Source organism: Nisaea sediminum (assembly GCF_014904705.1).
Lineage (GTDB): Bacteria > Pseudomonadota > Alphaproteobacteria > Thalassobaculales > Thalassobaculaceae > Nisaea > Nisaea sediminum.
Genome location: NZ_JACZCQ010000006.1, coordinates 400,211 through 422,130, shown reverse-complemented (window position 1 = coordinate 422,130; position 21,920 = coordinate 400,211). Strand labels below are relative to the sequence as shown.

Sequence of the window (21,920 nt, the reverse complement as noted above, 5' to 3'; positions counted from 1 at the left end):
TCCGGTCTGGTCCGCGACCTATTATGATAGTTTGTTCGACATCAACCGGACCCACGGCGTCGCAGGGCGCCGTGGGTTTGGTCGATGGCGGTCCGTCGACGCGGTGCCCAGACCGGGCACGGCCGGCGGCAATGCTCAAGGAGTGAGACGGACATGGATAGAGCACGTCCGGTCGTGTTCCGCGGACTGGCCCTCGCCGCGCTGGTGATGGTGCTGCTGGCCGGTTGCCGCGAGAGCGAACAGGACAGGGTCCTCCTCTACAAGAAAGGCACCTATCTCGGTGCCAAGGATCAGTCCCTTTCCGATGAGACCCTGACGGAGATCCGCGATCGGGGTCGCCGGCAGAGTTTCGACCTCTAGGCGTCCGGGAGAGAATCGCATGACGAAACCGACCTTCTTCAAGCATCTCGGCGGTCTCTTTCTCGCCGTGTTCCTTCTGACGGGCGCCGCTTCCGATACGGAACTCGCCCTCGTGCAGAGTGCCGCCGCGCAACAGGCGGGTGAGGTGCCGGGCAATACGCTCGGAACCTCCAGCGACTCCGATTTCTGGCGCCAGATCCGCCAGGGCCAGCAGGGACAGGTCTCGATCCCCAATGCCCAGGCCGGCGTGCTGATCCAGTCAGAGGGCGACAATTGGCGTGCCTTCCGCAACGGTCCGCTGTCGCTCTACGGCGCCTGGGCTTTGCTCGGCATCCTCATTCTTCTCAGCCTGTTCTTTATCCTGCGCGGCCGGATCAAGGTCGAACACGGGATGAGCGGCAAGCTGATCGAGCGTTTCAACTCGGTCGAGCGTTTCGCGCACTGGCTGACGGCGACAAGTTTCGTCGTGCTTGGGCTTACCGGGCTCAACGTGCTCTACGGGCGTTACGTGCTGTTGCCGGTCATCGGCCCGGACGCCTTCTCGGTGATCACGATCGCCGGGAAGTACCTGCACAACTACATCGCCTTCGCCTTCATGGTCGGCGTCGTGATGATGTTCGTCATGTGGGTGAAGCACAATATCCCGAACCGGCTGGACCTGATCTGGCTAGCGCAGGGCGGCGGTCTGTTTTCGAAAGGCGTCCATCCGCCCTCGAAGAAGTTCAATGCGGGCCAGAAGCTGATCTTCTGGTCGGTGATCATCGGCGGTGCCTCGATCAGCGCGTCCGGTATCGCCCTGCTGTTCCCCTTCGAGCTGCACATGTTCGGCAAGACCTTCGGCATCCTGAACATGTTCGGTGCCAATCTTCCGACAGACCTGACGGTGATGCAGGAGATGCAGCTTTCGCAGCTCTGGCACTCGATCGTCGGCATCGGCCTGATCGTGATCATCGTCGCGCATATCTATATCGGCTCCATCGGTATGGAAGGCGCGTTCGACGCCATGGGCAGCGGCTTGGTCGACGAGAACTGGGCGAAGGAGCACCACAGCCTCTGGGTCGAGGAGGTGCAGGCGCGCCAGGCCTCGTCCGGCGCGGACTGACGCGCTCAGGCAGGAGCGAATGTGGTGCACGGAGCCACCGCTTTCTCCTCTACATCAGGCGCCGCGATCCGAAGATGGATCGCGGCTGCCATCCTGTTTGCAGCAGCCCCGGTTTCGCCTGCGGATGCCGAGCTGATAGGCCACGGGGGGCCGGTGCACGCGATCGCTGTCGCCCCCGACGGCAGGACCGCGCTGACCGCCGGGTTCGACTATTCGATCATCTACTGGGATCTCCCCGACGAGCATGCTCGCAGGGTCATGTATGGCCATGACGCTGCGGTGAGCGACGTTGCCTTCCTGCCCGGCGCTTCCCGCGCGGTCTCCGGCGGCAATGACGGGGCGGTCTATCTGTGGACCCTCGGCGAAACCCAGCCGGAGAGGCTCCTGGCACGGCACGAGGGGCGGGTGAGCGCAATCGCGGTGTCGCCCGACGGGACCGCTGTCGCCTCGGCTGGTTTCGACGGTGTGGTCCGGATCTCAGGACTCGAAGCGGACGAGCCGCCCGCCGTCCTGAAGGGGCATTCCGGCCCTGTCAACGCCGTTCAATTCACGGCTGACGGGGCGCGTGTCCTTAGTGCGGGGTATGACGGCACGGTGCGGATCTGGACTCTGGTGTCCGATGCGGTCCCCGAGACCTTTGCCGAAATCGGTTTGCCGGTGAACCGGCTCTTCCTCGCGCCCGACGGTCGTACTCTGGTGGTTGCCGGAACCGACGAGGCGGTGCGGCTGTTCGACCTCGAAAGTGGCGAGGAGCGGCGCTTCATGCTCGGGCACGAGGCTCCCGTTCTCTCGATCGATGTCGACCGTGCCGGGACCCGTTTCGCGACCGGGGGCGCGAACGGACAGATCGTGCTCTGGTCGCTCGCCGACGGCCGGCCGCTGCAGACCCTACGCGGGCACAAGGGGCCTGTCTGGGCGGTTGAATTCACGCCGGATGGCCGCGAGCTTCTGTCTGCCGGCCGCGATGCGAAGGTGGCTCGCTGGGACATCGACAGGGGCGTCGAGATCGGCGCGAAGAAAGCGCCGGAAACCGCCTTCTATGTGCCGGAGGGCGATGCGCTCGCCGCCCGGGGAGCCGCGCTCTTCGGCACCTGTGCCGTATGCCATACCCTCACGCCGGATGGCGGCAACCGTGCCGGACCGACCCTGTTCGGCGTCTTCGGACGCCGGGTAGGCAGCGTCGACGGCTATCCCTATTCGAAGGCCCTGCAGGAAAGCGACATCGTCTGGACCGAGGAGACGATCGGCGCTCTGTTCGAGAAAGGCCCGGAGCATGTCGTGCCGGGAACCAAGATGCCGCTGCAGCGGCTTGGCAGCCGGGAAGACCGCAAGGCCCTGCTGCATTTTCTGAGAGAAGCCCTCGCCGAGGCGGAACGCCGTGCCGGGAAAAATTAGGGAGACCGTCTACATGAAAGCATTTGTCACTGCCCTGGTCGGGATCGCCGTCCTTTCCGCTATCGCCTGGTTCGTGCTCGGCCAGCTCGACTTCAGCACGAGCCACGTCAACCAGTCCGCGACGGGCAGCGTCCGGCTCGAGTGATGTCGCGCTGGCTCCCGGCGTTTCTGCTGCCGGCCCTGCTGATGCCTGGTGGCACAACACTCGCGCAGGATGCCGGTCCGGTCGCCGCCGGGCGGGCGATCGCGCTCCAGCACTGCGCGCGCTGCCATGTGATCGACCCCGCGAACGGCCTCGGCGGGATCGGCAGCACGCCCTCCTTCAAGCTGCTGATGACGCTGCCCGACGGGGAACACAGGTTCGTCACCTTCTTCGACCGCCGTCCTCATGGCGCCTTCATTCGCATGGAAGGCGTCGAACCGCTGACGACGCTGCCGCCGAGCGCGGCGGAGATCAAACTTAGCGCGGACGATCTCGACGCGATCCTCGCCTTTGTCCAGACCCTGAAATAGGGCCTTCATTGACGGCAGGGGGTCCCGTCAGTAAGGCTCTTGGTCGCCAATCACCGCGGGTCGATCCAAGCCGATGACGACGCCTCCAGCTTTCCTGACCGTGCGCGAACTCGCCGACCTGCTCCGGGTGAAGGAGCGGAAAGTCTATCAGCTTGCTGCCGACGGCGAGGTTCCCTGCCGCCGTGTTACCGGCAAGCTGCTCTTTCCGCGTGAGGAGATCGAGGCCTGGATTACCGGCGATACGGTCGTCGAGCGCGACGCGGCTTCTCATGCGCCAGGCCCCGAGCGTCCCGCTATCGTCGCGGGGAGCCACGATCCCTTGCTGGACTGGGCGATCCGTGAGTCGGGTGCCGCTTTGCCGACGCTGTTCGATGGCAGTCTCGACGGGCTCGCGCGGTTCCGGAGCGGGCAGGCGGCGGTCGCGGCAATCCATATACCCGAGGCGGCGGGCGCGCGCTGGAACATCGGCGCGGTACAGGAGCTGGGGCCGGCCCGGGATGCTGTGCTGATCTCCTGGGCGAAACGGTCGCGCGGTCTCGTCGTGGCCGCCGGCAATCCGCTCGGTATCGCCGGTGTGAAGGATCTTGCCGGAAAACGCCTTGTTGCCCGTCAGGAGAGCGCGGGCAGCCAGGTCCTGTTCCGGCAGCTGTTGGAGCACGAGAACATGAACGGGGACGCGGTCCAATGGAGTGCCCCCCCGGCGCGGACGGAGTCCGAGCTTGGCGAGGCGGTACGCACCGGACGCGCGGATGCGGGGCTGGGGCTGGTGTCCGCCGCCGGGCAGAGCGGCCTGACATTTCTTCCCCTGGTCGAGGAAGAGTTCGATCTGCTGGTCGACCGGAAGTTCTATTTCGAGCCGCCGTTCCAGGCCTTGCTCGCCTTCGCCCGGAGCGCGCTCTTCCGCGAACGGGCGGCAGAGCTGGGCGGGTATGACATTGCGGAACTCGGCCGGGTCCGCGACAACGCGCCCTGACCCGGCCGGTCCGCGACGTTATCAGTTCGCGTTGGCGAAGAACAGCTGCTGGCCGTTCAGCATGTAGCTGTTGATCGTGGCCTGGCCTTCCGGTCCGGTCACCCAGTCGATGAAGGCCTGACCTTCGGCCTGCTTCACCTTCGGATGCTTGGCCGGGTTCACCAGAATGACGCCGTACTGGTTGAACAGGACCTTGTCGCCCTCGACCTGGATCTTGAAGTTGGCCTTGTTCTTGAAGCTGATCCAGGTGGCCCGGTCGGTCAGTGCGTAGGCGCCCATGCCTACAGCGGCATTGAGCGTCGCGCCCATACCGGAGCCGGTCTCGCGGTACCAGGAACCGCTCGCGGCCGAGGTATCGACACCGGCGGCCTTCCAGAGCGCCTTCTCCTTCTTGTGGGTGCCGCTGTCGTCACCGCGCGAGGCAAAGGGAGCCGCCGCCGAGGCGATCATCTTCAGGGCCGCCGGGGCGTCCTTCATGCCGCCGACCTTCGCAGGGTCGGCCGCCGGGCCGACGATGACGAAGTCGTTGAACATGACGTCCTGGCGTTTCACCCCGAAGCCCTCGGCGACGAACTTCTCCTCAGCGGGCTTGGCATGCACGAAGAGGACGTCCCCATCGCCGTTCCGTGCATTCTTCAGCGCCTGGCCGGTCCCAACGGCCACGACCCGAACCTCGATTCCGGTCTTTTCGGTAAATTTCGGCAGCATGTAGTCGAACAGTCCCGAGTTCTGCGTCGACGTGGTGGACTGCACGATGATGAACTTGTCGGCCGCAAGCGCGCTGCCCACGCTGCCGGCGGCGACCAGTGCCGCGACGACAAGCCCGCCAATAAACTGCTTCAGATATCTCATCTTGTTCGCTCCCTCTGATCGATCTTGCTTACGTGTCATCGGCCGTCCGGCAGATGTAGCCGTCCGGCCAGGAAGTCGCGCGCGGCTGCGCTCGACGGTTGCTTGAAGAAGGCTTCGGCCGGGCTGTGCTCGGTGATCCGCCCGCGATCCATGAAGACGATGTCGGCGGCGAGGCGGCGCGCCTGATGCAGGTCGTGACAGATCATCACGATCTTGCAGCCGCGCCGGTCGGCGGCGCGGATCAGCGCCTCGATCGCGGCCGTCGAGACCGGGTCGAGGCTCGCGGTCGGCTCGTCCAGAAACAGCACATCCGGCTTCAGGCTGAGGGCGCGCGCGACGGCGAGGCGCTGCTGTTCGCCGCCGGACAGAACGCGTGCCGGACGTTTCGCAAGATGCGCGATGCCGGCCTCATCCAGGGCTTCCTCGATGCGGCGTGTCCTCTCGGCGCCCGGAACCCCGGCGGCCTTCAGCGCATGTTCGAGATTGGCGGCGACGGAGCGCCGTAGCAGGACGGGTTTCTGAAACACCATGGCCTGGCGCTGCCGAATCTCGCGGGTTGCCGGACCGCCCCGCCAAAGCACCTCGCCGCCATGCGGTTCGAGCAACCCGTGCAGCAGCCTGAGAAGGACGCTCTTCCCGGCACCGTTCGAGCCGAGGATCATGGTGATTCCGCCCTCGGCGATCTGCAGCGAGACAGTGTCGAGGATTGTCAGCCCGTCCGGCGCGAAGCGCAGCGCATCGGCCCGGAGGGGCAGGAGCGCGTTCCGTTGCGCGAACGAGGCATTCCTGCTCGCGGTTTGCGACAGATTATTCATAAGCGAACCGCCGTGCCGTGCCCTTCAGCGCCATCAGGGCCGCGTTCACCGTGATTGAGATGCCGATCAGGATCAGGCCGAGCGCGAGGGCGAGGGCGAGATCGCCCTTCGATGTTTCCAGAGCGATCGCCGTTGTCATCACACGGGTCACGTGATTGATGTTGCCGCCGACGATGATCACCGCGCCGACCTCGGCGATGGCGCGGCCGAAGCCGGCGAGCGCCACTGTGATCAGCGAGAAGCGCGCGTCCCAGAGCAGGGTGCCGAGCGTGTCCAGCGGCCCGAGCGAGAGCGAGCGGAGCTGCTCGTCATATTCGACATGCAGGTCGGCGATGACCTGCCGGGTCAGCGCCGTCGCGATCGGGGTCACGAGGACGGTCTGCGCAATCACCATCGCCGTCGGCGAATAGAGCAGCGAGAACGCGCCAAGCGGCCCCGCGTTCGAGAGCAGCATGTAGATCGCGAGGCCGACCACGACCGGCGGCAGGCCCATCATCGCATTGGTGAAGATCAGCAGCGCGCCGCGCCCCGGAAAGCGGAAGATCGCGATCGCCGCACCGAGGGACATGCCGATCGCGCAGGCCGCCAGGGTCGCGGAAAGGCTGACCCTCAGCGACAGGAGAACGATCTCGGCGAGCTCCGGATCGGCCGAGAAGATCAGTGCGAAGGCAAGCGAAAATGATTCTGCAAAATCCTGCATATTGTGACGTTACATGCAGAAATTTTCGCAAGCGAGTCGGAATTCCACTTTGTGGACAGCGGTTTCCAAGGCGAATGGATCAACATGCAAAATAATGCATGTCAATTTTCGCGTTTGCATTATATTGCGTTGACGAGACAAGAACCGGCCAGGCTCGAAGAGCGGCAAAAACGGGAGAGGCGCTGCAATGATGATCGATTTCCGGACCGATCCGACCCGCTACAAACACTGGAAGCTGGAGTTCGACGGCCCGCGCGCCGATCTCGTCATGGATGTGGACGAGAAGGGCGGCCTCTTCGAGGGTTACGAGCTGAAGCTCAATTCCTACGATCTCGGCGTCGATATCGAGCTCTACGACGCGATCCAGCGCCTGCGCTTCGAGCATCCGGAAGTGAAGGTCGTGGTGCTCCGGTCCGCGAAGGACCGCGTGTTCTGCGCCGGCGCCAACATCCGCATGCTCGCGGGCGCGGCCCATGCCCACAAGGTGAACTTCTGCAAGTTCACCAACGAGACCCGGAACTACATGGAAGAGGCGAGCGCCGAGTCCGGCCAGAAATATCTCGCCGCGGTGACCGGCGCCTGTGCCGGCGGCGGCTACGAACTCGCGCTCGCGACCGACCATATCATCCTGACCGACGACGGCTCCTCCTCCGTCGCCTTGCCGGAAGCACCGCTGCTCGCCGTGCTGCCGGGCACCGGCGGTCTGACCCGCGTCACTGACAAGCGCAAGGTGCGCCGCGACCGCGCGGACGTGTTCTGCGCGATCGAGGAAGGCATCAAGGGCAAGCGTGCTGCCGACTGGGACCTGGTCGACGAGGTCGCGCCGAATTCGAAATTCGACGAGGTGGTCGCCGCCCGCGTTGCCGCGATGGCGGCGAGTTCCGACCGGCCCTCCGACGCCAAGGGCATCGCCCTGCCGAAGGTCGAGCGCGAGATTGACGGCGATCTCGTTCGCTACAGCCTGGTGACGGTCGAGATCGATCGCGACGAGCGCAATGCGACGATCCTGATCAAGGGTCCGGAGGAGGATGTGCCCGCGGATACCGACGCACTGGCCGCGCTCGGCACCGACTACTGGATGCTGAAGCTCTGCCGCGAGCTGGACGACGCGATCCTGCATCTGCGCCTGAACGAGCTCGAGATCGGCACGCTGATCTTCAAGACCGAGGGCGACGGCGCGAAGGTGCTGGAACACGACGCCTTCCTGGCCGCGAACCGGAGCAACTGGCTCGCCCGCGAGATCCTGCTCTACTGGAAGCGGGTGATGAAGCGGATCGACGTCACCTCGCGCTCGCTGGTGGCGCTGGTCGAGCCGGGCAGCTGCTTCGCCGGCTCGCTCGCCGAACTGCTCTTCGCCTGCGACCGCTCCTACATGCTGGAAGGCCAGCTCGACGGCGACAACCGTCCGCCGGCGGAAATCGCCCTCGGCCCGGCGAATTTCGGCCCGTTCCCGATGAGCAACGGCCTGACCCGTCTGCAGACGCGCTTCCTCGGCGAGCCGGAGACCCTGAAGGCCGCGGAGGGCAGCATCGGCGAGAGCCTCGATGCGGAGCGCGCCGACGAGCTCGGCCTCGTCACCTTCATCTTCGACGATATCGACTGGGAGGACGAGGTCCGCATCTTCCTCGAGGAGCGCGCCAGCTTCTCGCCGGATGCGCTGACCGGCATGGAGGCCAACCTCCGCTTCGCCGGTCCCGAGACCATGGAAACCAAGATTTTCGGACGGCTGACCGCCTGGCAGAACTGGATCTTCCAGCGCCCGAACGCCGTCGGTCCCGAGGGCGCGCTCGGCCGCTACGGCACCGGCCGCAAGCCCGAATATGACATCAAGCGGGTCTGACCCCCGCCCCAGGGAAAATAGGCGGAACCCGAACAGAGGAGGAAACGCCCCATGAACGAGATCCTGAACGTCAGCTACGACACCAAGATCCCGAACAACATCAATCTCTCGAGCGACCGCAAGATCCTGAAGGCGCTGGAGCAGTGGCATCCGGGTTACATCGACTGGTGGATGGACCAGGGCCCGGAAGGCTTCCAGACCTCCGATGTCTATCTCCGCACTGCGGTCAGCGTCGACCCGAAGGGCTGGGCCAAGTTCGACTATGTGAAGATGCCCGACTACCGCTGGGGCATCCTGCTGGCGCCGCAGGTCGAGAACCGCAAGATCGCCTTTGGCGAGCACAAGGGCGAGGATGTCTGGCAGGAGATCCCGGGCGAATACCGCGCCATGCTGCGCCGCCTCGTGGTGATCCAGGGCGATACCGAGCCCGCCTCGGTCGAGCAGCAGCGCTTCCTGGGCGCAACGGCACCGTCGCTCTACGACATGCGCAACCTCTTCCAGGTCAATGTGGAGGAAGGCCGGCATCTCTGGGCCATGGTCTACCTCTTGCAGAAATATTTCGGCCGCGACGGCCGCGAGGAAGCGGGCGAGCTGCTCAACCGCCGCTCCGGAGATGCGGACAAGCCGCGCATGCTTGGCGCCTTCAACGAGGCGACGCCGGACTGGCTCTCCTTCTTCATGTTCACCTTCTTCACCGATCGTGACGGCAAGATGCAGCTCGAGAGCCTGGCGCAGTCCGGCTTCGATCCGCTCTCGCGCACCTGCCGCTTCATGCTGACCGAGGAAGCGCACCACATGTTCGTCGGCGAGACCGGCGTCGGCCGCACCGTGCAGCGCACCTGCGAGGCGATGCGCGAGGCCGGCATCGAGGATCCATACGAGATCGAGAAGATCCGCGCCCTCGGCGTGATCGACCTGCCGACGATCCAGAAGAAGGCGAACCTGCATTTCTCGCTCTCGCTCGACCTCTTCGGCTCCGAGGTCTCGACCAACGCGGCGAACGCCTTCAACGCGGGCCTCAAGGGCCGTTTCCAGGAAGAGCGGATCGACGACGACCACCGGCTGGTCAACGACACCTATCCGGTGCTGAAGCTGGTCGACGGCGAGATCAAGATGGTCGACGAGCCGGCGCTCTCCGCCCTCAACATGCGGTTGCGCGACGATTATGTCCGTGACTGCCAGGGCGGCATCAACCGCTGGAACCGTCTGATCACCAAGGCCGGGATCGATTTCGAGATCAAGCTGCCGAACGTGGCCTTCCACCGTCATATCGGCGAGTTCCGCAACATCCACACGGATCCGGACGGCAAGCTGCTGAGCGACGGTGAATGGGGCGCGCGGCGGGACGAGTTCCTGCCGAATCTGGAAGACGGCGACTATATCGCCTCGCTGATGAGCCCGGTGCGCGAGCCCGGCCAGTTCGCGAGCTGGATCTCCGCGCCGCGCGTCGGCATCGACAACAAGCCGGGCGACTTCGAATACGTGAAGATCCACGACTGATTTCCCGATCTTTCCTCCCTTGGAAATTCGGGCTCTCACCCGGGCCGCTTAGGCGGTCCGGGTTTTTTATGCGCGTGAGAACCAGCTCTGCGTCCTGTTCGCGAAGGCGACCAGCGACAGCATCACAGGCACCTCCACAAGCACGCCGACCACGGTGGCAAGTGCAGCGCCGGAATTGAGGCCGAAGAGACTGATGGCGACGGCGACCGCGAGCTCGAAGAAGTTCGAGGTGCCGATCAGGGCGCAGGGCGCGGCGATATTGAAGGGCACGCCCCACGCCTTCGCCCAGCCGTAAGCGATGGCGAAGATGCCGTAGGATTGCAGCACCAGCGGCGCGGCGATCAGCGCGATGGTCAGCGGCTGCTCCAGCACCGTCTGGCCCTGGAAGCCGAACAGCAGCACGACGGTGGCGAGCAGGCCAAGCACGGAGAAGGGTTTCACCCGCGCGGTGAAATCGTGGACGACCTGTTCGCCCGCATCGTGACTCGCGGCCTTCGCCGTGAGGTGGCGGCGGGTCAGGTAACCGGCGCCGAGCGGGATTACGACATAAAGCACCACCGAGAGCAGCAGCGTCTCCCACGGCACGACGAGATTTGTGACGCCAAGTAGCAGCCCGCAGATCGGCGCGAAGGCGACGATCATGATCAGGTCGTTCACCGAGACCTGGACCAGCGTGTAGGTCGCGTCGCCCCTTGTCAGGGTCGACCAGACGAAGACCATCGCGGTGCAGGGCGCGGCGCCGAGCAGGATCAGGCCTGCGATGTATTGCTCCGCGTCGGTCGGCGGGATCAGATCGCCGAAGAGATAGCGGAAAAAGAGGATTCCGAGCGCCGCCATGGTGAAGGGTTTGACGATCCAGTTCACCGTGAGGGTGATGACGAGACCCTTCGGCTTCGAGCCGATGCTTTTCAGGCTCTCGAAATCGACCGCCACCATCATCGGATAGACCATCGCCCAGATCAGTACGGCGACGACGATATTGACCGAGGCGTATTCGAGCCTTGCCAAGGTCTCGAACAGGCCGGGCGCGACATTGCCGAGCGCCACGCCCGCCGCAATGCAGAGCGCGACCCAGGCCGAAAGCCACTTCTCGAAAAACCCGATGCCGCCGGGAGCGGCCTCATGGGCCGCCGTTTCAGTACTCATGCGCGATCGGGTCCTTTCGTTCGTGTCAGGCGGGTTCCGCCGATTTGGCCGAACCCGCGATATCGTCAAGGCGCTGCTGCAGGGCAAGCCGGTCGAGGCCGTGGATCGGCAGGTTGACGAGGATCCCGATCCGCGTGTTCAGCATGCGGAAGGCATCGGCGAAGGCAAAGCGCTTTTCCGCCTCGCTGCCCTCGACCGCGGCCGGATCCGGCACGCCCCAATGCGCCGTCATCGGCTGGCCCGGCCAGACCGGGCAGGTCTCGTTCGCCGCGTCGTCGCAGACCGTGAAGACGAAATCCATCTGCGGCGCGTCCGGCTTGCCGAACTCGTCCCAGTTCTTCGAGCGCAGGGTCTCGAGCGGGTAATTCTGGTTCCTCAGGAAATCGGCGGTGTAGGGGTGGATCTCGCCGCGCGGGTTGCTGCCGGCGCTGAAGGCCTTGAAGCGGCCGGCCCCGGCGCGGTTCAGGATGGCTTCGGCCATGATGCTGCGGGCGGAATTGCCCGTGCAGAGAAAAAGCACGTTGTAGGTCTTGTCACCGGTCATCGCTCTGTCTCCGGAGTGGTGCCGCAGAAGGCGGCGGTCACGGCGAGCTCGCCGCAAATGTCCGGGTTCCCGTTACAGCAATCCTGTGTCAGGAAAGTTACAAGCCGGCGCATCGCATCGATCTCGACCGCGTAGAAAATGTTCCGGTGCTGCCGCCGGGCATGCACCAGCCCCGCCCGCTCAAGCTGGGCGATGTGGAACGACAGGCTGGACCGCGAGACGCCCGCCTCTTCCGCGAGGGCACCGGCGGAAATCCCGGACGGACCGGCCCGCATCAGCAGACGGAACAGTCCGAGCCTGTGTTCCTGGGCGAGCGCGCCGAGCGCGGCGATGGCGTCTGTATCGTTCATTTCAATGATTCAAATATCATTGAAATAAGATTCGGCAAAGATTAATTTGCGCCGCTCGCCAGGGAGGCGGACCATTGCGGTCGTCGCGGGCAGGGAGAACCGGCATGGGTGCGCGTATTGCGATCAACGGCTTCGGGCGGATGGGCCGGCTGGGCATGCGGGCCCGCTGGGGACTCGACGATCTCGAGATCGTCGCCATCAACGACCCGGCCATGACACCGGAGATGGCGGCGCATCTGCTCGAATTCGACAGTGTGCACCGGCGCTGGGACCGCGAGGTCGGCTGGACCGAGCGGGGGATTGTGGTGGACGGTCGGGAGATCCCGCTGACCGCCCATGCCTCGCCGAAGGAGAGCGCCTGGAGCGGCGATGCGGTCGATATCGTTCTCGAATGCAGCGGCCGCTTCAAGAGCGCGGCCGCGCTCGCGCCTTACTACGAAAAAGGCATCCGCAAGGTGATCGTCTCCGCCCCGGTAAAGGAGGAGGCGGCGCTCAACATCGTCATGGGGGTCAACGACCAGCTCTACGATCCGGCGAAGCACCACCTGCTGACCGCCGCCTCCTGCACGACGAACTGCCTCGCCCCGATGGTCAAGGTGGTGCATGAGGGGATCGGCATCCGGCACGGCGCGATCACCACGATCCACGACGTCACCAACACCCAGGTGATCGTCGACGGGCCGCACAAGGACCTGCGAAGGGCGCGCTCCGCCCTGAACGCGCTGATCCCGACCAGCACCGGCTCGGCAACCGCCATCGGACTGATCTATCCCGAGCTGCAGGGACGGCTGAACGGCCATGCGGTCCGCGTGCCGCTGCTGAACGCCTCGCTCACCGACTGCGTCTTCGAGCTGGAGCGCCCGACCAGCATCGCCGAACTCAACGAGATGTTCGTCGCGGCGGCGGCGAGCGGGCCGCTCGAGGGCATTCTCGGCTTCGAGGCGCGGCCGCTGGTCTCGACCGATTTCACCGACGATCCGCGCTCGGCGATCGTCGACGGCCCCTCGACCATGGTGGTGAACGGAACCCAGGCGAAGATCTATGCCTGGTACGACAACGAGTGGGGCTATGTGAACCGGATGATGGAACTCGCCGCCAAAGTGGCGCAGAGCCTGTGAGCGCGGCGGCGGAAAGCGGCGCGCGCCCGGCGGACGGGCGCACCTACGCGGCGGTCACGGCGGCCTACTGGGCCTTCACCCTGACTGATGGCGCGCTGCGTATGCTGGTGCTGCTGCATTTCCACCGGCTCGGCTTCACGCCGCTCGATATCGCGGTACTCTTCCTGCTCTACGAGGCGATGGGCATCGTCACCAACTTTCTCGGCGGCTGGATCGGCGCCCGCTTCGGGCTGAAGATCACGCTCTTCTCCGGGCTCGCGGTGCAGATCGGCGCCCTGTTGATGCTCTCCCAGACGGACCCTGCCTGGACCATGCTGTTCTCGGTCGGCTATGTGATGACGGCGCAGGCGCTCTCCGGCATTGCCAAGGACCTCACCAAGATGAGCTCCAAATCGGCGGTGAAGCTGGTGGTCGCCTCGGAGGGCGACGGACTGCTGTTCAAATGGGTCGCGATCCTGACCGGATCGAAGAATGCGCTGAAGGGGGTCGGATTCCTCCTCGGCGGGGTCATGCTGCAATGGCTCGATTTCGCGCCCTCGCTTTACCTGATGGCGGGGATGCTCGCCGCCGTGCTGGGGACGTCGCTGCTGACGGTGACCGCCGATCTCGGTAAGGCGAAGACCAAGATCGCCAAGCGCGATCTCTTCGCCAAGAGCCGGGAGATCAACTTCCTTTCCGCGGCGCGAATCTTCCTTTTCGCCTCGCGCGACGTCTGGTTCGTCGTCGGGGTCCCGGTCTTTCTCTATGACCGGCTCGGTTGGTCCTTCGACCGGGTCGGGCTCTTCATGGCCGCCTGGGTTGTCGGCTACGGAATCGTCCAGGCCGCGGTGCCGCGGTTCCTGAGGAAGACCAGAGATGCCGGGGCCGCGGCGCGCGGAGCCGCTATCTGGGGCGGCTTGCTGGCGCTGCTCCCGGCGCTGATCGCCGCCGGTCTCACCCCCGGCCTGCTGCCGGCGCTGCCGGTTCTCACTCCGTCCGTCATCCTGATCGGCGGTCTGCTGGTTTTCGGCGTGGTCTTCGCGGTGAACTCGGCGCTGCATTCCTACCTGATCGTCGCCTATTCCGACGCGGACAAGGTGGCGCTCAATGTCGGCTTCTACTACATGGCCAATGCCGTCGGGCGCTTCGCAGGGACCCTCCTGTCCGGGCTGGTCTATCAGCTCGCCGGCCTGACCGCGACGCTCTGGGTTTCGGCGGGGATGGTCGCGCTCGCCGTCCTGCTGACCCTGCCATTGCTGGCGCCGCGTCCGGAGCGCATCTGATTTCTTTCACTTGACGCCGTTTTCCTGCTGATCGAAAATGAGAACAAATAAGGAACGAAAAGGCTGGGCGGATGCTGAAATCTCTGACGGGAAAATTCGAGAGAGCATCGCAGGATTACGCGCTCGGTTTCGGGATCGAGCGCGACCCGGACTGGTATCTGCTGAAATTGCAGGAAGAACTCGGCGAGCTGACCCAGGTCTGGAACCGCTACAGCGACCGGGGACGGCGCGGGGATCTCAGCAACGAGGACCTGCATCTGGCGCTGGAGAACGAGGCGGCCGATGTGCTCGGCCACATTCTCCTCTTTGCCCATCGCTTCGGTCTCGATCTGCCGTCCGCGATCGAGCGGAAATGGCGGTTTCGTCCCGAACCAACTGAAAAAACCTAGCGCGGCGCCTGTACGACGCAGCCGTACCAGCCGAGACCCTCGTAGGTCTCGTAGCCGGGGGTCTTGTGGAAACCGATCACGGTGCCGTCGGGCATCGAATAATGGCCGCTGCCGCGTCCCTCGGTGCGGAGATCGAACCGTTCCTCCAGCACACCCTTGCCGTCCGAGGCGGCAATGACGCGGAAGTCGGCATCCAGCAGCAGGGCTCGGGAGCGGGCGGCCTCGGATCCGTCGAAGCGCACGCCCTCGACGATGGTCTGGGCCTGCGGTCCCCAGTCGAAATGGATGCCGAGCACACCGAGAACCTTTCCGCGGCTTTCCCCGTTCTCGCGGATCGCGGCGGCATAGGTCGCGACCGGCTGGCCGTCGAGCTCTTGGGCGGCGGCGATATCCGCGACCGAATACTCGTCGCCGTCCGCCGTCGCCTTGGCGTTGCGGAACCATGCCGCGTTCGCGGCCGAGTGACCGCGCACGTGGTAGCGGTCCGGGCGCCCGTTGGCGACGATGGTGCCCTTGGCGTCGCAGATCCAGAGATCGAGATAGACGGTATAGGCCGAAAGGATGACGCCGAGCCGCTTGGAGGCATAGGCCGACGCGTCCTCCGACGGGCTCGCGAGACAGTCGACAATGGCGCTGTCGGTCGCCCACCAGCGCACGTCGCAGGTGCGCTCGAAAAGGTTGCGGTCGATCAGCTCGACGGCATTCAGCGAGAGATCGACCAGGCGCTGTCCCTTCAGCTGGTCGACGATCGAGCGTCCGATCCGTTCCAGCATCTCCGCCTTGCCGGAAAGTTCCGAATTGAGCGTCTGCGCGATCTGCTCGATCTCGGCCGAGACGCCTTTCACCTCGTCCGCGACGACCGCAAAACCGCGCCCGAGTTCGCCGACCCGAGCGCTCTCGATCAGCGCGTTCAGCGCCAGCATCTTGGTCCGCCCGGTGATGGCCTGGATTTCGGCGATCTTGGTCTCGGCGGTGGTGCGGACATCGGCGGTCAGTGTGACGATCTGTTCCGGATCGGTCTCGGCGTCGGGCATGCTCATGTGGAGATCCTGCGAGGGCGGGAAAGTACTGAGGAGAGTGCGGATAAGCTTATGGAATCACAAAACCTGCATTTTTTATAAGCAGAAAATGTAAAAGCTTAATTAATAAGCAGAATTCTGATCAGGGTCATTCGATGGTCCCGCTCCTGAGTAAAAGCCGCGTATTCAGAGCAAAAACGGCGACCCTGCCAGATCGTTATCAGAGAACGCCGCGAAACTTGCGGAAAGATAAGAACAAAGCGGTGTGATATTCTTCATATCCAAAGCGACACCATAATCTACATCATGAGCTCGTTTCATGGCCGTATCTGTCTGTTCGTCTGAAAATTGGCAAGACTGAGAGACGGCGCGAAAGACAGCACTGCAGTACCGGGCGAGCCGGGGGTGGAAGACTCGAAAGGGTTGCGGCAATGGCGGTCATAGTTGGTAGCTCAGGCGACGATGTCCTCTCTGGCGGCAGCAGCGCTGATACCCTGATCGGCGGCGACGGTAACGATTTCCTCGACGGCGGCGCCGGGAGCGACTCGCTGTCCGGAGGCGCCGGCAACGACAGTCTGTACGGCTCCGACGGCAACGACACGCTTCTCGCGGATTCCGGCAATGATTTCCTCGACGGCGGCGCCGGCCAGGACAGCCTGAACGGCGGGGCCGGCGACGACACGCTTTCTGGCGGCGAGGGTGCGGACACGCTTGCCGGCGAAAGCGGCAACGATTTCCTCGACGGCGGAAACGGGGCTGACACCATCCTCGCAGGCAACGGTAACAACACCCTCTCCGGTGGGGCGGGCGACGATTTTCTCTGGACCGAAGCCAATCTGGTCACCGGGGGCAACGATCTGATCGTTGCTGGCGACGGCGACGATCAGATCTATTCCTTTGCCGGCGACGACACGGTTTATGGCGGTAACGGCAACGACTACATCTACGCGTTCAACGGCAGCGATTCCCTGTTCGGCGGCGCCGGTAGCGATACGTTCATCGGCGATGCGGGCAATTTCGCCGGCGACACGATCGGCGATTTCGAGGCCGGCGACACCATCACGATCTTCCTCACCGATCTGAGCGCCTTCAACGGACAAGCGGCGACGGGCACGATCAGCACGGGCGCCGGGACATTGACCCTTACGGGGATGTCCGCCGACAGCGGCACCTTCTCGGCCACTTACACGGGCGATCGCACCCACATCACCCTGGTCGCACCGACGGCGACCACGCAGTCCGGGACGGCGGGTGACGACGCGCTTGTCGGAAGCGACTCGCGCGACATCCTCTACGGCGCTGCCGGTAGCGATACGATCAGTTCCGCCGGAGGGTCCGATCTGGTCTACGGAAACCAGGCAGACGACCGGATTGTCGCGGGTGACGGCGCGGATACCGTTTTCGGCGGTCAGAATGCTGACCTGATCTATGGCAATGGCGGTGCCGATATCCTTTACGGCAATTTCGGAGCCGACACGCTTTTCGGCGGGCAGGACAGCGATCTGCTCTACGGCGGGCAGGACAACGACTTCCTTATGGGCGGTGCCGGCTCGGACACGATGGACGGCAACAAGGGCGACGACACGCTCTCGGGCGGCAGCGGCGCCGACTATTTCGTGGCCCGGTCGAATGGCGGCAACGATGTCGTCCTCGACTTTTCCGCTTCGGACGGCGATGTGCTGCGCATCAATATCGACGGCACGTCGATTTCCGGACTTTCCGATCTTCCCGCGGTCGTCGGTTCTGACGTGAATGGTGCGCTGGTCGTCACCGTCGGATCCTCGACCGTCACGCTGAACGGCGTCGCCTCGACGGACGGGAGCGCCGTCAACGTCGAACTGGTATCGGGCGGGCAGACCGTCGTGACGGGGACGCTCGGAGGCACGTCGAACGCCGGTCTGGCGCAGGCGCCGCCGGACGACGACACGGAGCTTCACGCACAACTGGCGGCCATCCAGACACCAGCTTATTACGATTACGGTCTCTGACCCCATGTCCGGTCGGGAGGCGTGACCCCGATGGGGCCGATCCTGGTCGCGGGCCCGAACGGGTCCGGAAGCGCTCGGATTGCGGCACGGCTGCAAGGGGCCGGGTTCTTCGCCGGTGCGCGCTGCGACGACGCGTTCCGCTCCCGACCGTTCGAAGCGGTCAGCCAGCGCTTTCTCGCCGCTCTGCTGGAACAGAGCGGCGGTCCGGTCTACGCGCTGCAAGACATCGATCCCCAATTGCGTGACAGGATAACTTCGGCGCTCGACGCCGCTGCGAGCGCGCATCTCCAATCGCCGAGCGGCGGAGGACGCTGGGTACTGGTCTGCCGGGGGCTGGTGTTTTTCCTGCCGTTTCTCCTCAAGCGCTTCCCGGGCTTGCATCTCGTCCAGATTCCCGAGACAGGGCCGGCGCGCATCGCGGAATGGCGCCGAGACGCTGGCCATGGAACCTGGGCCGAAGCGGCCGAAATGATCGCGGCCTTCGCGGATAGAGAACTCGGCGCGCGGTACCACCGGCTGAATACGCAGGATCACGACAGCGAGCTCGAGCTTCTGGTAGGCAGGCTCGGACCCGTGGAGAATCCAGTGGATTACGTTGGCGGAGACCGGGAGTGGAGCGCTTTCGACGAGGCGCTCGAGCAATGCCTGGTTGCACCACTCGCCCCGAGCCTTCCTCTTGCGCCATACCGGTCATGGATCGACCGGATCGAACCGGAATTGCAGAAACGCGCGGCACGCGAAGAGGCGGATCCGGATGTCGACCCGGCGCTCGCGGTCGTTCTTCTGGCGCCGAGCGACGAGATGCAAAGTCAGGCCGCGGCGGACCTTGCGGGCCAGCCCGGATGCGCTGCACTCACACTCGTACTGGAGCCGGCGGCGCCCGAGCCTCCGGGATGGCCGGGCGGGATCCTGCGCACCCGTACTGCTTTCGCGGCTGACCCCGCCGCTTTCCTGGCGGAGATCTGGTCCGCGACCGGCGCCGCGTGGGCTTTCTTTATCGAACCGGGTATGCGGCTGGCGCCGCGCTTTCTGGCCTTGCTCAGGGAGGCGCTTGGCCGGGCGCCGCAGGCGGACCTGATGCATGGAGATTTCGATTTCAGCGATGCCGATGGATCCCGTTTCGCACCGGTCATGAAAGGCGCGGTCTGGGACCATGACCTTGCCTTGCAATGCGACCTGCTGGGGGGCGGTTTCACCATAAGCCGCTCGCTGGGCATGAGGATGGTTGCTCCCGCGCCGGACACGGACGGATCGGTCTTCGTCGAACTCGGATTGATCGCGAGCGAGCAGGCGGAGCCGGAGGCGATCGTCCATATTCCGCATGTCCTGACGCATGTTTCCCCGGCGGAACCGGCGCGTTACGCGGCGGCCCGCCACCGTGCCCTCCGCCGGCGCGGATGGAATGCCGTACTCGAGCCGGGGCCACTACCGGAAATGACGCATGTGAAGTTCGCGGTTCCGGATCCGCGGCCGCTGGTCAGCGTGATCGTGCCGACGCGGGACGGCGGGGCGCGGCTCGCGCGCTGCCTTGACGGGCTTCTGCGCGAAACCGGTTATGCGGATCTCGAGGTCATCGTCGTGGATAACGGGAGCAAGGATCCGGCGACGCTCGAACGCCTCCGGGCGCTGGAGCGCGATCCGCGCGGCCGTGTGATCCGGCACGACCGGCCGTTCAATTTCGCCGAAATCATGAATGCGGCCGTCGAGGAAGCCTCCGGGTCGGTGATCTGCATGCTGAACGACGACGTTTTCGTCCTGCATCGCGGCTGGCTCGCGGAGATGGTCGGGCTCGCGCTCCGGCCGGATGTCGGGATCGTCGGCGCGCTTCTGCTGTTCGAGGACGGCACGGTGCAGCATGCCGGCGTGACCCTCGGGCTGCTCGGTCATGTGGCCGGACACGATTTCCACTACGAGCCGGAATCGCGCCTGCGCCGCCATCCGCGCTATGCGCTGGCCCGGCAGACTTCCGCGGTGACGGCGGCTTGCGCCGTGCTGCGCCGAGACGTCTACGAGCAGGTCGGCGGCATGGATGCGGAGCATCTCGCGGTGAATTACAACGATCTCGATCTCTGCCTGAAGATCGGAGAGGCCGGCTTCAAGGTTCTCTGGACGCCCTATGCCCGCCTGATCCATGCCGAATCCGCAACCCGCGGCAAGGAAGACCTGGCGCGGAAAATGGCGCGGAGCAATGCGGAAGGCGGTCTCATCGCGGCCAGATGGGCCGGGCGCATCGCGAAGGATCCGTTCACGAACCCGAATCTCAGCATCGAACACCCGGCGTTCGAACTGTCGTTCCTGCTCTCCGGTGCGGGAAGCGGGTCGGAGGCGGCCGAGCTGTCCGGTCGGGAACGGCTGCTCGAGGATGCGCGGGAGGTGGCCAGGGACGCGGGTATTCTGCCGGATAATCTGGCCTTTCACGCCGCCAAGATCGCGCATCATCGGGGGCGGGACGATCTTGCGGCGCGCCTGACGCTCGAAGCCGTGCTACAGGCGCCCGGGGCCTATACGGCGAATCTCGTCGCCGGCACCTGCCTCACGAAGGTGGGAGAACTCGAGCGCGCCCTGCTGTTCTACCGGAATGCGAACCTGATCAGCCCCCAGGCGGTGCGGCCCTGGCTTTATCGCGGGCTGCTTGCCGAACGTCTCGGGCGGGCCGGGGAAGCGCGAGATTTCCTGACCGCGACGTTGCGTCACGACCCGTTCAACGAGCGTGCCAAGGCGGCGCTGGAGCGCCTGTCGCGCTGAGTGTTCCCGTTCGGCCGACAAGCGGCTTGCACCCGCCGCTGGCTTCGGTCCAGAGTCCGGCCACCTGAAACACGAAGACAAGCCGGACTCGGCGAGAACAGGGAGTGACGGGAACATGGCTCAGGAAATCGTGCTTGCCGGCGGCAAGCGGACGCCGTTCGGGGATTTCGGCAAATCGCTGAGGGATATCCCGCTCTCGGCGCTCGCGACCCATGCGGCGAAGGCCTGCGTCGAGGATGCCGAGATCTCGCCCGAAGATATCGATCACGTGGTCTGGGGCAACGTCCTCCCGGTCGATCCCGACGGGTACTATGTCGGCCGGGTGGCGGGCATGAATATCGGCATGAAGGAAGAGAGCTGCGCCCTGCAGGTCAATCGGGCCTGCGGCTCCGGCACCCAGGCGATTCTGACCGCCGCGCAGCAGATCATGACCGGGCACGGCAAGATCGCGCTTGCCGGCGGCGGGGAGAATTTCTCTCGCGGCCCGTTCCTGAACCAAGGGATGCGTTGGGGCGTTGTCCGCGGCGCACAGAGCTTCGAGGACAGCGTCGAGTCCGTTTATAGCGACCCGTTCGGCCACGGCCTGATGGGCGCGACGGCGGAAAACCTGACGGCGGATTTCCAGTACCGCCGCGAGGACATGGATGCCTGGGGGCTGATGAGCCAGCAGCGCGCCGGCAAGGCGATCGCGACCGGCTTCCTCGCCCGCCAGATCGCGCCGATCGAGGTGCCGGAAGGGCGCAAGGGCACGCGACTGATGATCGACGACGAGTTTCCGCGCCCCGACATCACCATAGAAAAGCTGGCCAAGCTGAAACCCGTCTTCCGCAAGGACGGCCAGGTGACGCCGGGCAATTCCAGCGGCGTCACGGACGGCGCCGCCTTCGTGCTGGTCGGCGACCGGGCGGAGATGGAGGCCAAGGGCGTCGCGCCGGTGGCGCGTCTCGTCGACTGGGTGATCGTAGGCGTGCCGCCGCGCATCATGGGCTGCGGCCCGGTGCCGGCGATCCGTGCGCTCTGGGAGAAGCGGGGCATGACGGCTTCCGATATCGATTATTACGAGATCAACGAGGCCTTCGCGGTGGTCAATCTGCATGCCGAGAAGGAACTCGGCATCAGCCGTTCGGTGACCAACCATTATGGTGGCGGCATCTCCATCGGCCATCCGCCGGGAGCGACCGGTGTGCGCATGACCATCACCGCGATGCATCACCTGCAGGAATCCGGTCAGCGCTACGCCTGCATCTCCATGTGCATGGGCGCCGGCCAGGGCATGGCCGTGCTGATCGAGAACCTGAACGCCTGAGCA

General features: G+C 65.0%; 21 protein-coding genes. 14 read left to right on the top strand and 7 right to left on the bottom strand.

All coding sequences use genetic code 11. The annotated features are described in order from the left end of the window. Positions 1-153 precede the first annotated feature (153 nt). The 6 genes from IG122_RS14060 to IG122_RS14040 all read left to right on the top strand — a co-directional run bounded on the left by IG122_RS14060 (position 154) and on the right by IG122_RS14040 (position 4,343). A complete protein-coding gene (locus tag IG122_RS14060) occupies positions 154-360 on the top strand; it encodes a hypothetical protein (protein ID WP_193184574.1) in 207 nt (68 codons plus the stop codon). 19 nt (positions 361-379) lie between these two features. Continuing rightward, positions 380-1,462, top strand: coding sequence for a formate dehydrogenase subunit gamma (locus IG122_RS14055; protein WP_193184572.1), 1,083 nt, complete (start codon positions 380-382; stop codon positions 1,460-1,462). A 21-nt stretch (positions 1,463-1,483) separates the two neighbouring features. Continuing rightward, positions 1,484-2,857: a c-type cytochrome gene (locus IG122_RS14050; protein ID WP_319024889.1), complete on the top strand. Its 1,374-nt coding sequence runs from the start codon at positions 1,484-1,486 to the stop codon at positions 2,855-2,857. Between the two features lie 13 nt (positions 2,858-2,870). Then, entirely contained in the window at positions 2,871-3,002 is a 132-nt protein-coding gene (locus IG122_RS24325; RefSeq protein WP_264299725.1) for a hypothetical protein, read from the top strand. Beyond that, positions 3,002-3,370 (top strand): c-type cytochrome, encoded by a 369-nt coding sequence (locus IG122_RS14045; protein WP_193184568.1) that lies wholly within the window; start codon positions 3,002-3,004, stop codon positions 3,368-3,370. Before IG122_RS24325 ends, IG122_RS14045 begins: the two co-directional genes overlap by 1 nt. 73 nt (positions 3,371-3,443) lie before the next feature. Then, on the top strand, positions 3,444-4,343 hold the full coding sequence (locus tag IG122_RS14040) for a helix-turn-helix transcriptional regulator (protein ID WP_193184566.1): 900 nt from the start codon (positions 3,444-3,446) through the stop codon (positions 4,341-4,343). A gap of 21 nt (positions 4,344-4,364) precedes the next feature. On the opposite strand, the gene IG122_RS14035 is transcribed toward IG122_RS14040, so the two are convergent. Genes IG122_RS14035 through IG122_RS14025 form a run of 3 tightly spaced genes read right to left on the bottom strand, consistent with a single transcriptional unit; the run spans position 4,365 to position 6,710 of the window. Continuing rightward, complete coding sequence (locus IG122_RS14035) at positions 4,365-5,195, bottom strand: substrate-binding domain-containing protein (protein ID WP_193184564.1); 831 nt, start codon at positions 5,193-5,195, stop codon at positions 4,365-4,367. 35 nt (positions 5,196-5,230) lie between these two features. Further along, entirely contained in the window at positions 5,231-6,010 is a 780-nt protein-coding gene (locus tag IG122_RS14030; RefSeq protein WP_193184562.1) for an ATP-binding cassette domain-containing protein, read from the bottom strand. Beyond that, positions 6,003-6,710 carry an ABC transporter permease gene (locus tag IG122_RS14025; protein WP_193184560.1) on the bottom strand — a complete coding sequence of 236 codons (708 nt, stop codon included), beginning with the start codon at positions 6,708-6,710 and terminating at the stop codon, positions 6,003-6,005. Before IG122_RS14025 ends, IG122_RS14030 begins: the two co-directional genes overlap by 8 nt. Positions 6,711-6,897: 187 nt before the next feature. Here IG122_RS14025 and boxC point away from each other — a divergent pair, with 187 nt between their 5' ends. Together boxC and boxB are read left to right on the top strand one after the other, a co-directional pair. Continuing rightward, positions 6,898-8,550, top strand: a complete 1,653-nt coding sequence (gene boxC / locus IG122_RS14020) for a 2,3-epoxybenzoyl-CoA dihydrolase (protein ID WP_193184558.1) — start codon at positions 6,898-6,900, stop codon at positions 8,548-8,550. Between the two features lie 51 nt (positions 8,551-8,601). Further along, positions 8,602-10,050, top strand: a complete 1,449-nt coding sequence (boxB, locus tag IG122_RS14015) for a benzoyl-CoA 2,3-epoxidase subunit BoxB (protein ID WP_193184556.1) — start codon at positions 8,602-8,604, stop codon at positions 10,048-10,050. Positions 10,051-10,116: 66 nt separating this feature from the next. Here boxB and arsB read toward each other — a convergent pair whose 3' ends face one another. Genes arsB through IG122_RS14000 form a run of 3 tightly spaced genes read right to left on the bottom strand, consistent with a single transcriptional unit; the run spans position 10,117 to position 12,090 of the window. Continuing rightward, positions 10,117-11,196: an ACR3 family arsenite efflux transporter gene (gene arsB / locus IG122_RS14010; RefSeq protein ID WP_193184554.1), complete on the bottom strand. Its 1,080-nt coding sequence runs from the start codon at positions 11,194-11,196 to the stop codon at positions 10,117-10,119. Between the two features lie 25 nt (positions 11,197-11,221). Beyond that, a complete protein-coding gene (locus IG122_RS14005) occupies positions 11,222-11,740 on the bottom strand; it encodes an arsenate reductase ArsC (RefSeq protein ID WP_193184552.1) in 519 nt (172 codons plus the stop codon). Further along, positions 11,737-12,090 carry an ArsR/SmtB family transcription factor gene (locus tag IG122_RS14000; RefSeq protein WP_193184550.1) on the bottom strand — a complete coding sequence of 118 codons (354 nt, stop codon included), beginning with the start codon at positions 12,088-12,090 and terminating at the stop codon, positions 11,737-11,739. The genes IG122_RS14005 and IG122_RS14000 overlap by 4 nt, the downstream gene beginning before the upstream one ends. A 104-nt stretch (positions 12,091-12,194) precedes the next feature. On the opposite strand from IG122_RS14000, the gene IG122_RS13995 reads away from it, so the two are divergent. The 3 genes from IG122_RS13995 to IG122_RS13985 all read left to right on the top strand — a co-directional run bounded on the left by IG122_RS13995 (position 12,195) and on the right by IG122_RS13985 (position 14,859). After that, the gene (locus IG122_RS13995) at positions 12,195-13,208 is read left to right on the top strand and encodes an ArsJ-associated glyceraldehyde-3-phosphate dehydrogenase (RefSeq protein WP_193184548.1); all 1,014 of its coding nucleotides are present in this window, start codon (positions 12,195-12,197) and stop codon (positions 13,206-13,208) included. Next, complete coding sequence (gene arsJ, locus IG122_RS13990) at positions 13,205-14,470, top strand: organoarsenical effux MFS transporter ArsJ (protein WP_193184546.1); 1,266 nt, start codon at positions 13,205-13,207, stop codon at positions 14,468-14,470. Before IG122_RS13995 ends, arsJ begins: the two co-directional genes overlap by 4 nt. A gap of 71 nt (positions 14,471-14,541) precedes the next feature. Beyond that, positions 14,542-14,859, top strand: coding sequence for a nucleoside triphosphate pyrophosphohydrolase family protein (locus IG122_RS13985; RefSeq protein ID WP_193184544.1), 318 nt, complete (start codon positions 14,542-14,544; stop codon positions 14,857-14,859). Here the strand turns inward: IG122_RS13985 and IG122_RS13980 are convergent. Continuing rightward, positions 14,856-15,899 (bottom strand): methyl-accepting chemotaxis protein, encoded by a 1,044-nt coding sequence (locus IG122_RS13980; protein WP_193184542.1) that lies wholly within the window; start codon positions 15,897-15,899, stop codon positions 14,856-14,858. The two genes, IG122_RS13985 and IG122_RS13980, sit on opposite strands and share 4 nt — an antisense overlap. Positions 15,900-16,309: 410 nt before the next feature. Between IG122_RS13980 and IG122_RS13975 the strand changes: the two genes are divergently transcribed. The 3 genes from IG122_RS13975 to IG122_RS13965 all read left to right on the top strand — a co-directional run bounded on the left by IG122_RS13975 (position 16,310) and on the right by IG122_RS13965 (position 21,917). Beyond that, a complete protein-coding gene (locus IG122_RS13975; protein ID WP_193184540.1) occupies positions 16,310-17,866 on the top strand; it encodes a calcium-binding protein in 1,557 nt (518 codons plus the stop codon). A 30-nt stretch (positions 17,867-17,896) separates the two neighbouring features. Next, positions 17,897-20,611: a glycosyltransferase family 2 protein gene (locus IG122_RS13970; RefSeq protein WP_193184538.1), complete on the top strand. Its 2,715-nt coding sequence runs from the start codon at positions 17,897-17,899 to the stop codon at positions 20,609-20,611. A gap of 115 nt (positions 20,612-20,726) precedes the next feature. Then, complete coding sequence (locus IG122_RS13965; protein ID WP_193184536.1) at positions 20,727-21,917, top strand: thiolase family protein; 1,191 nt, start codon at positions 20,727-20,729, stop codon at positions 21,915-21,917. Positions 21,918-21,920: the final 3 nt, after the last annotated feature.

Coding starts and splice junctions, on each gene's coding strand:
- IG122_RS13975 (WP_193184540.1), top strand. CDS start 16,310: ATGGCGGTCATAGTTGGTAGCTCAGGCGACGATGTCCTCTCTGGCGGC.
- IG122_RS14045 (WP_193184568.1), top strand. CDS start 3,002: ATGTCGCGCTGGCTCCCGGCGTTTCTGCTGCCGGCCCTGCTGATGCCT.
- IG122_RS24325 (WP_264299725.1), top strand. CDS start 2,871: ATGAAAGCATTTGTCACTGCCCTGGTCGGGATCGCCGTCCTTTCCGCT.
- IG122_RS14060 (WP_193184574.1), top strand. CDS start 154: ATGGATAGAGCACGTCCGGTCGTGTTCCGCGGACTGGCCCTCGCCGCG.
- IG122_RS14000 (WP_193184550.1), bottom strand. CDS start 12,090: ATGAACGATACAGACGCCATCGCCGCGCTCGGCGCGCTCGCCCAGGAA.
- IG122_RS14025 (WP_193184560.1), bottom strand. CDS start 6,710: ATGCAGGATTTTGCAGAATCATTTTCGCTTGCCTTCGCACTGATCTTC.
- IG122_RS14030 (WP_193184562.1), bottom strand. CDS start 6,010: ATGAATAATCTGTCGCAAACCGCGAGCAGGAATGCCTCGTTCGCGCAA.
- IG122_RS13970 (WP_193184538.1), top strand. CDS start 17,897: ATGGGGCCGATCCTGGTCGCGGGCCCGAACGGGTCCGGAAGCGCTCGG.
- arsB (WP_193184554.1), bottom strand. CDS start 11,196: ATGAGTACTGAAACGGCGGCCCATGAGGCCGCTCCCGGCGGCATCGGG.
- IG122_RS13995 (WP_193184548.1), top strand. CDS start 12,195: ATGGGTGCGCGTATTGCGATCAACGGCTTCGGGCGGATGGGCCGGCTG.
- IG122_RS14055 (WP_193184572.1), top strand. CDS start 380: ATGACGAAACCGACCTTCTTCAAGCATCTCGGCGGTCTCTTTCTCGCC.
- IG122_RS13980 (WP_193184542.1), bottom strand. CDS start 15,899: ATGAGCATGCCCGACGCCGAGACCGATCCGGAACAGATCGTCACACTG.
- boxB (WP_193184556.1), top strand. CDS start 8,602: ATGAACGAGATCCTGAACGTCAGCTACGACACCAAGATCCCGAACAAC.
- IG122_RS14005 (WP_193184552.1), bottom strand. CDS start 11,740: ATGACCGGTGACAAGACCTACAACGTGCTTTTTCTCTGCACGGGCAAT.
- boxC (WP_193184558.1), top strand. CDS start 6,898: ATGATGATCGATTTCCGGACCGATCCGACCCGCTACAAACACTGGAAG.
- IG122_RS14035 (WP_193184564.1), bottom strand. CDS start 5,195: ATGAGATATCTGAAGCAGTTTATTGGCGGGCTTGTCGTCGCGGCACTG.
- IG122_RS14040 (WP_193184566.1), top strand. CDS start 3,444: ATGACGACGCCTCCAGCTTTCCTGACCGTGCGCGAACTCGCCGACCTG.
- IG122_RS13985 (WP_193184544.1), top strand. CDS start 14,542: ATGCTGAAATCTCTGACGGGAAAATTCGAGAGAGCATCGCAGGATTAC.
- IG122_RS13965 (WP_193184536.1), top strand. CDS start 20,727: ATGGCTCAGGAAATCGTGCTTGCCGGCGGCAAGCGGACGCCGTTCGGG.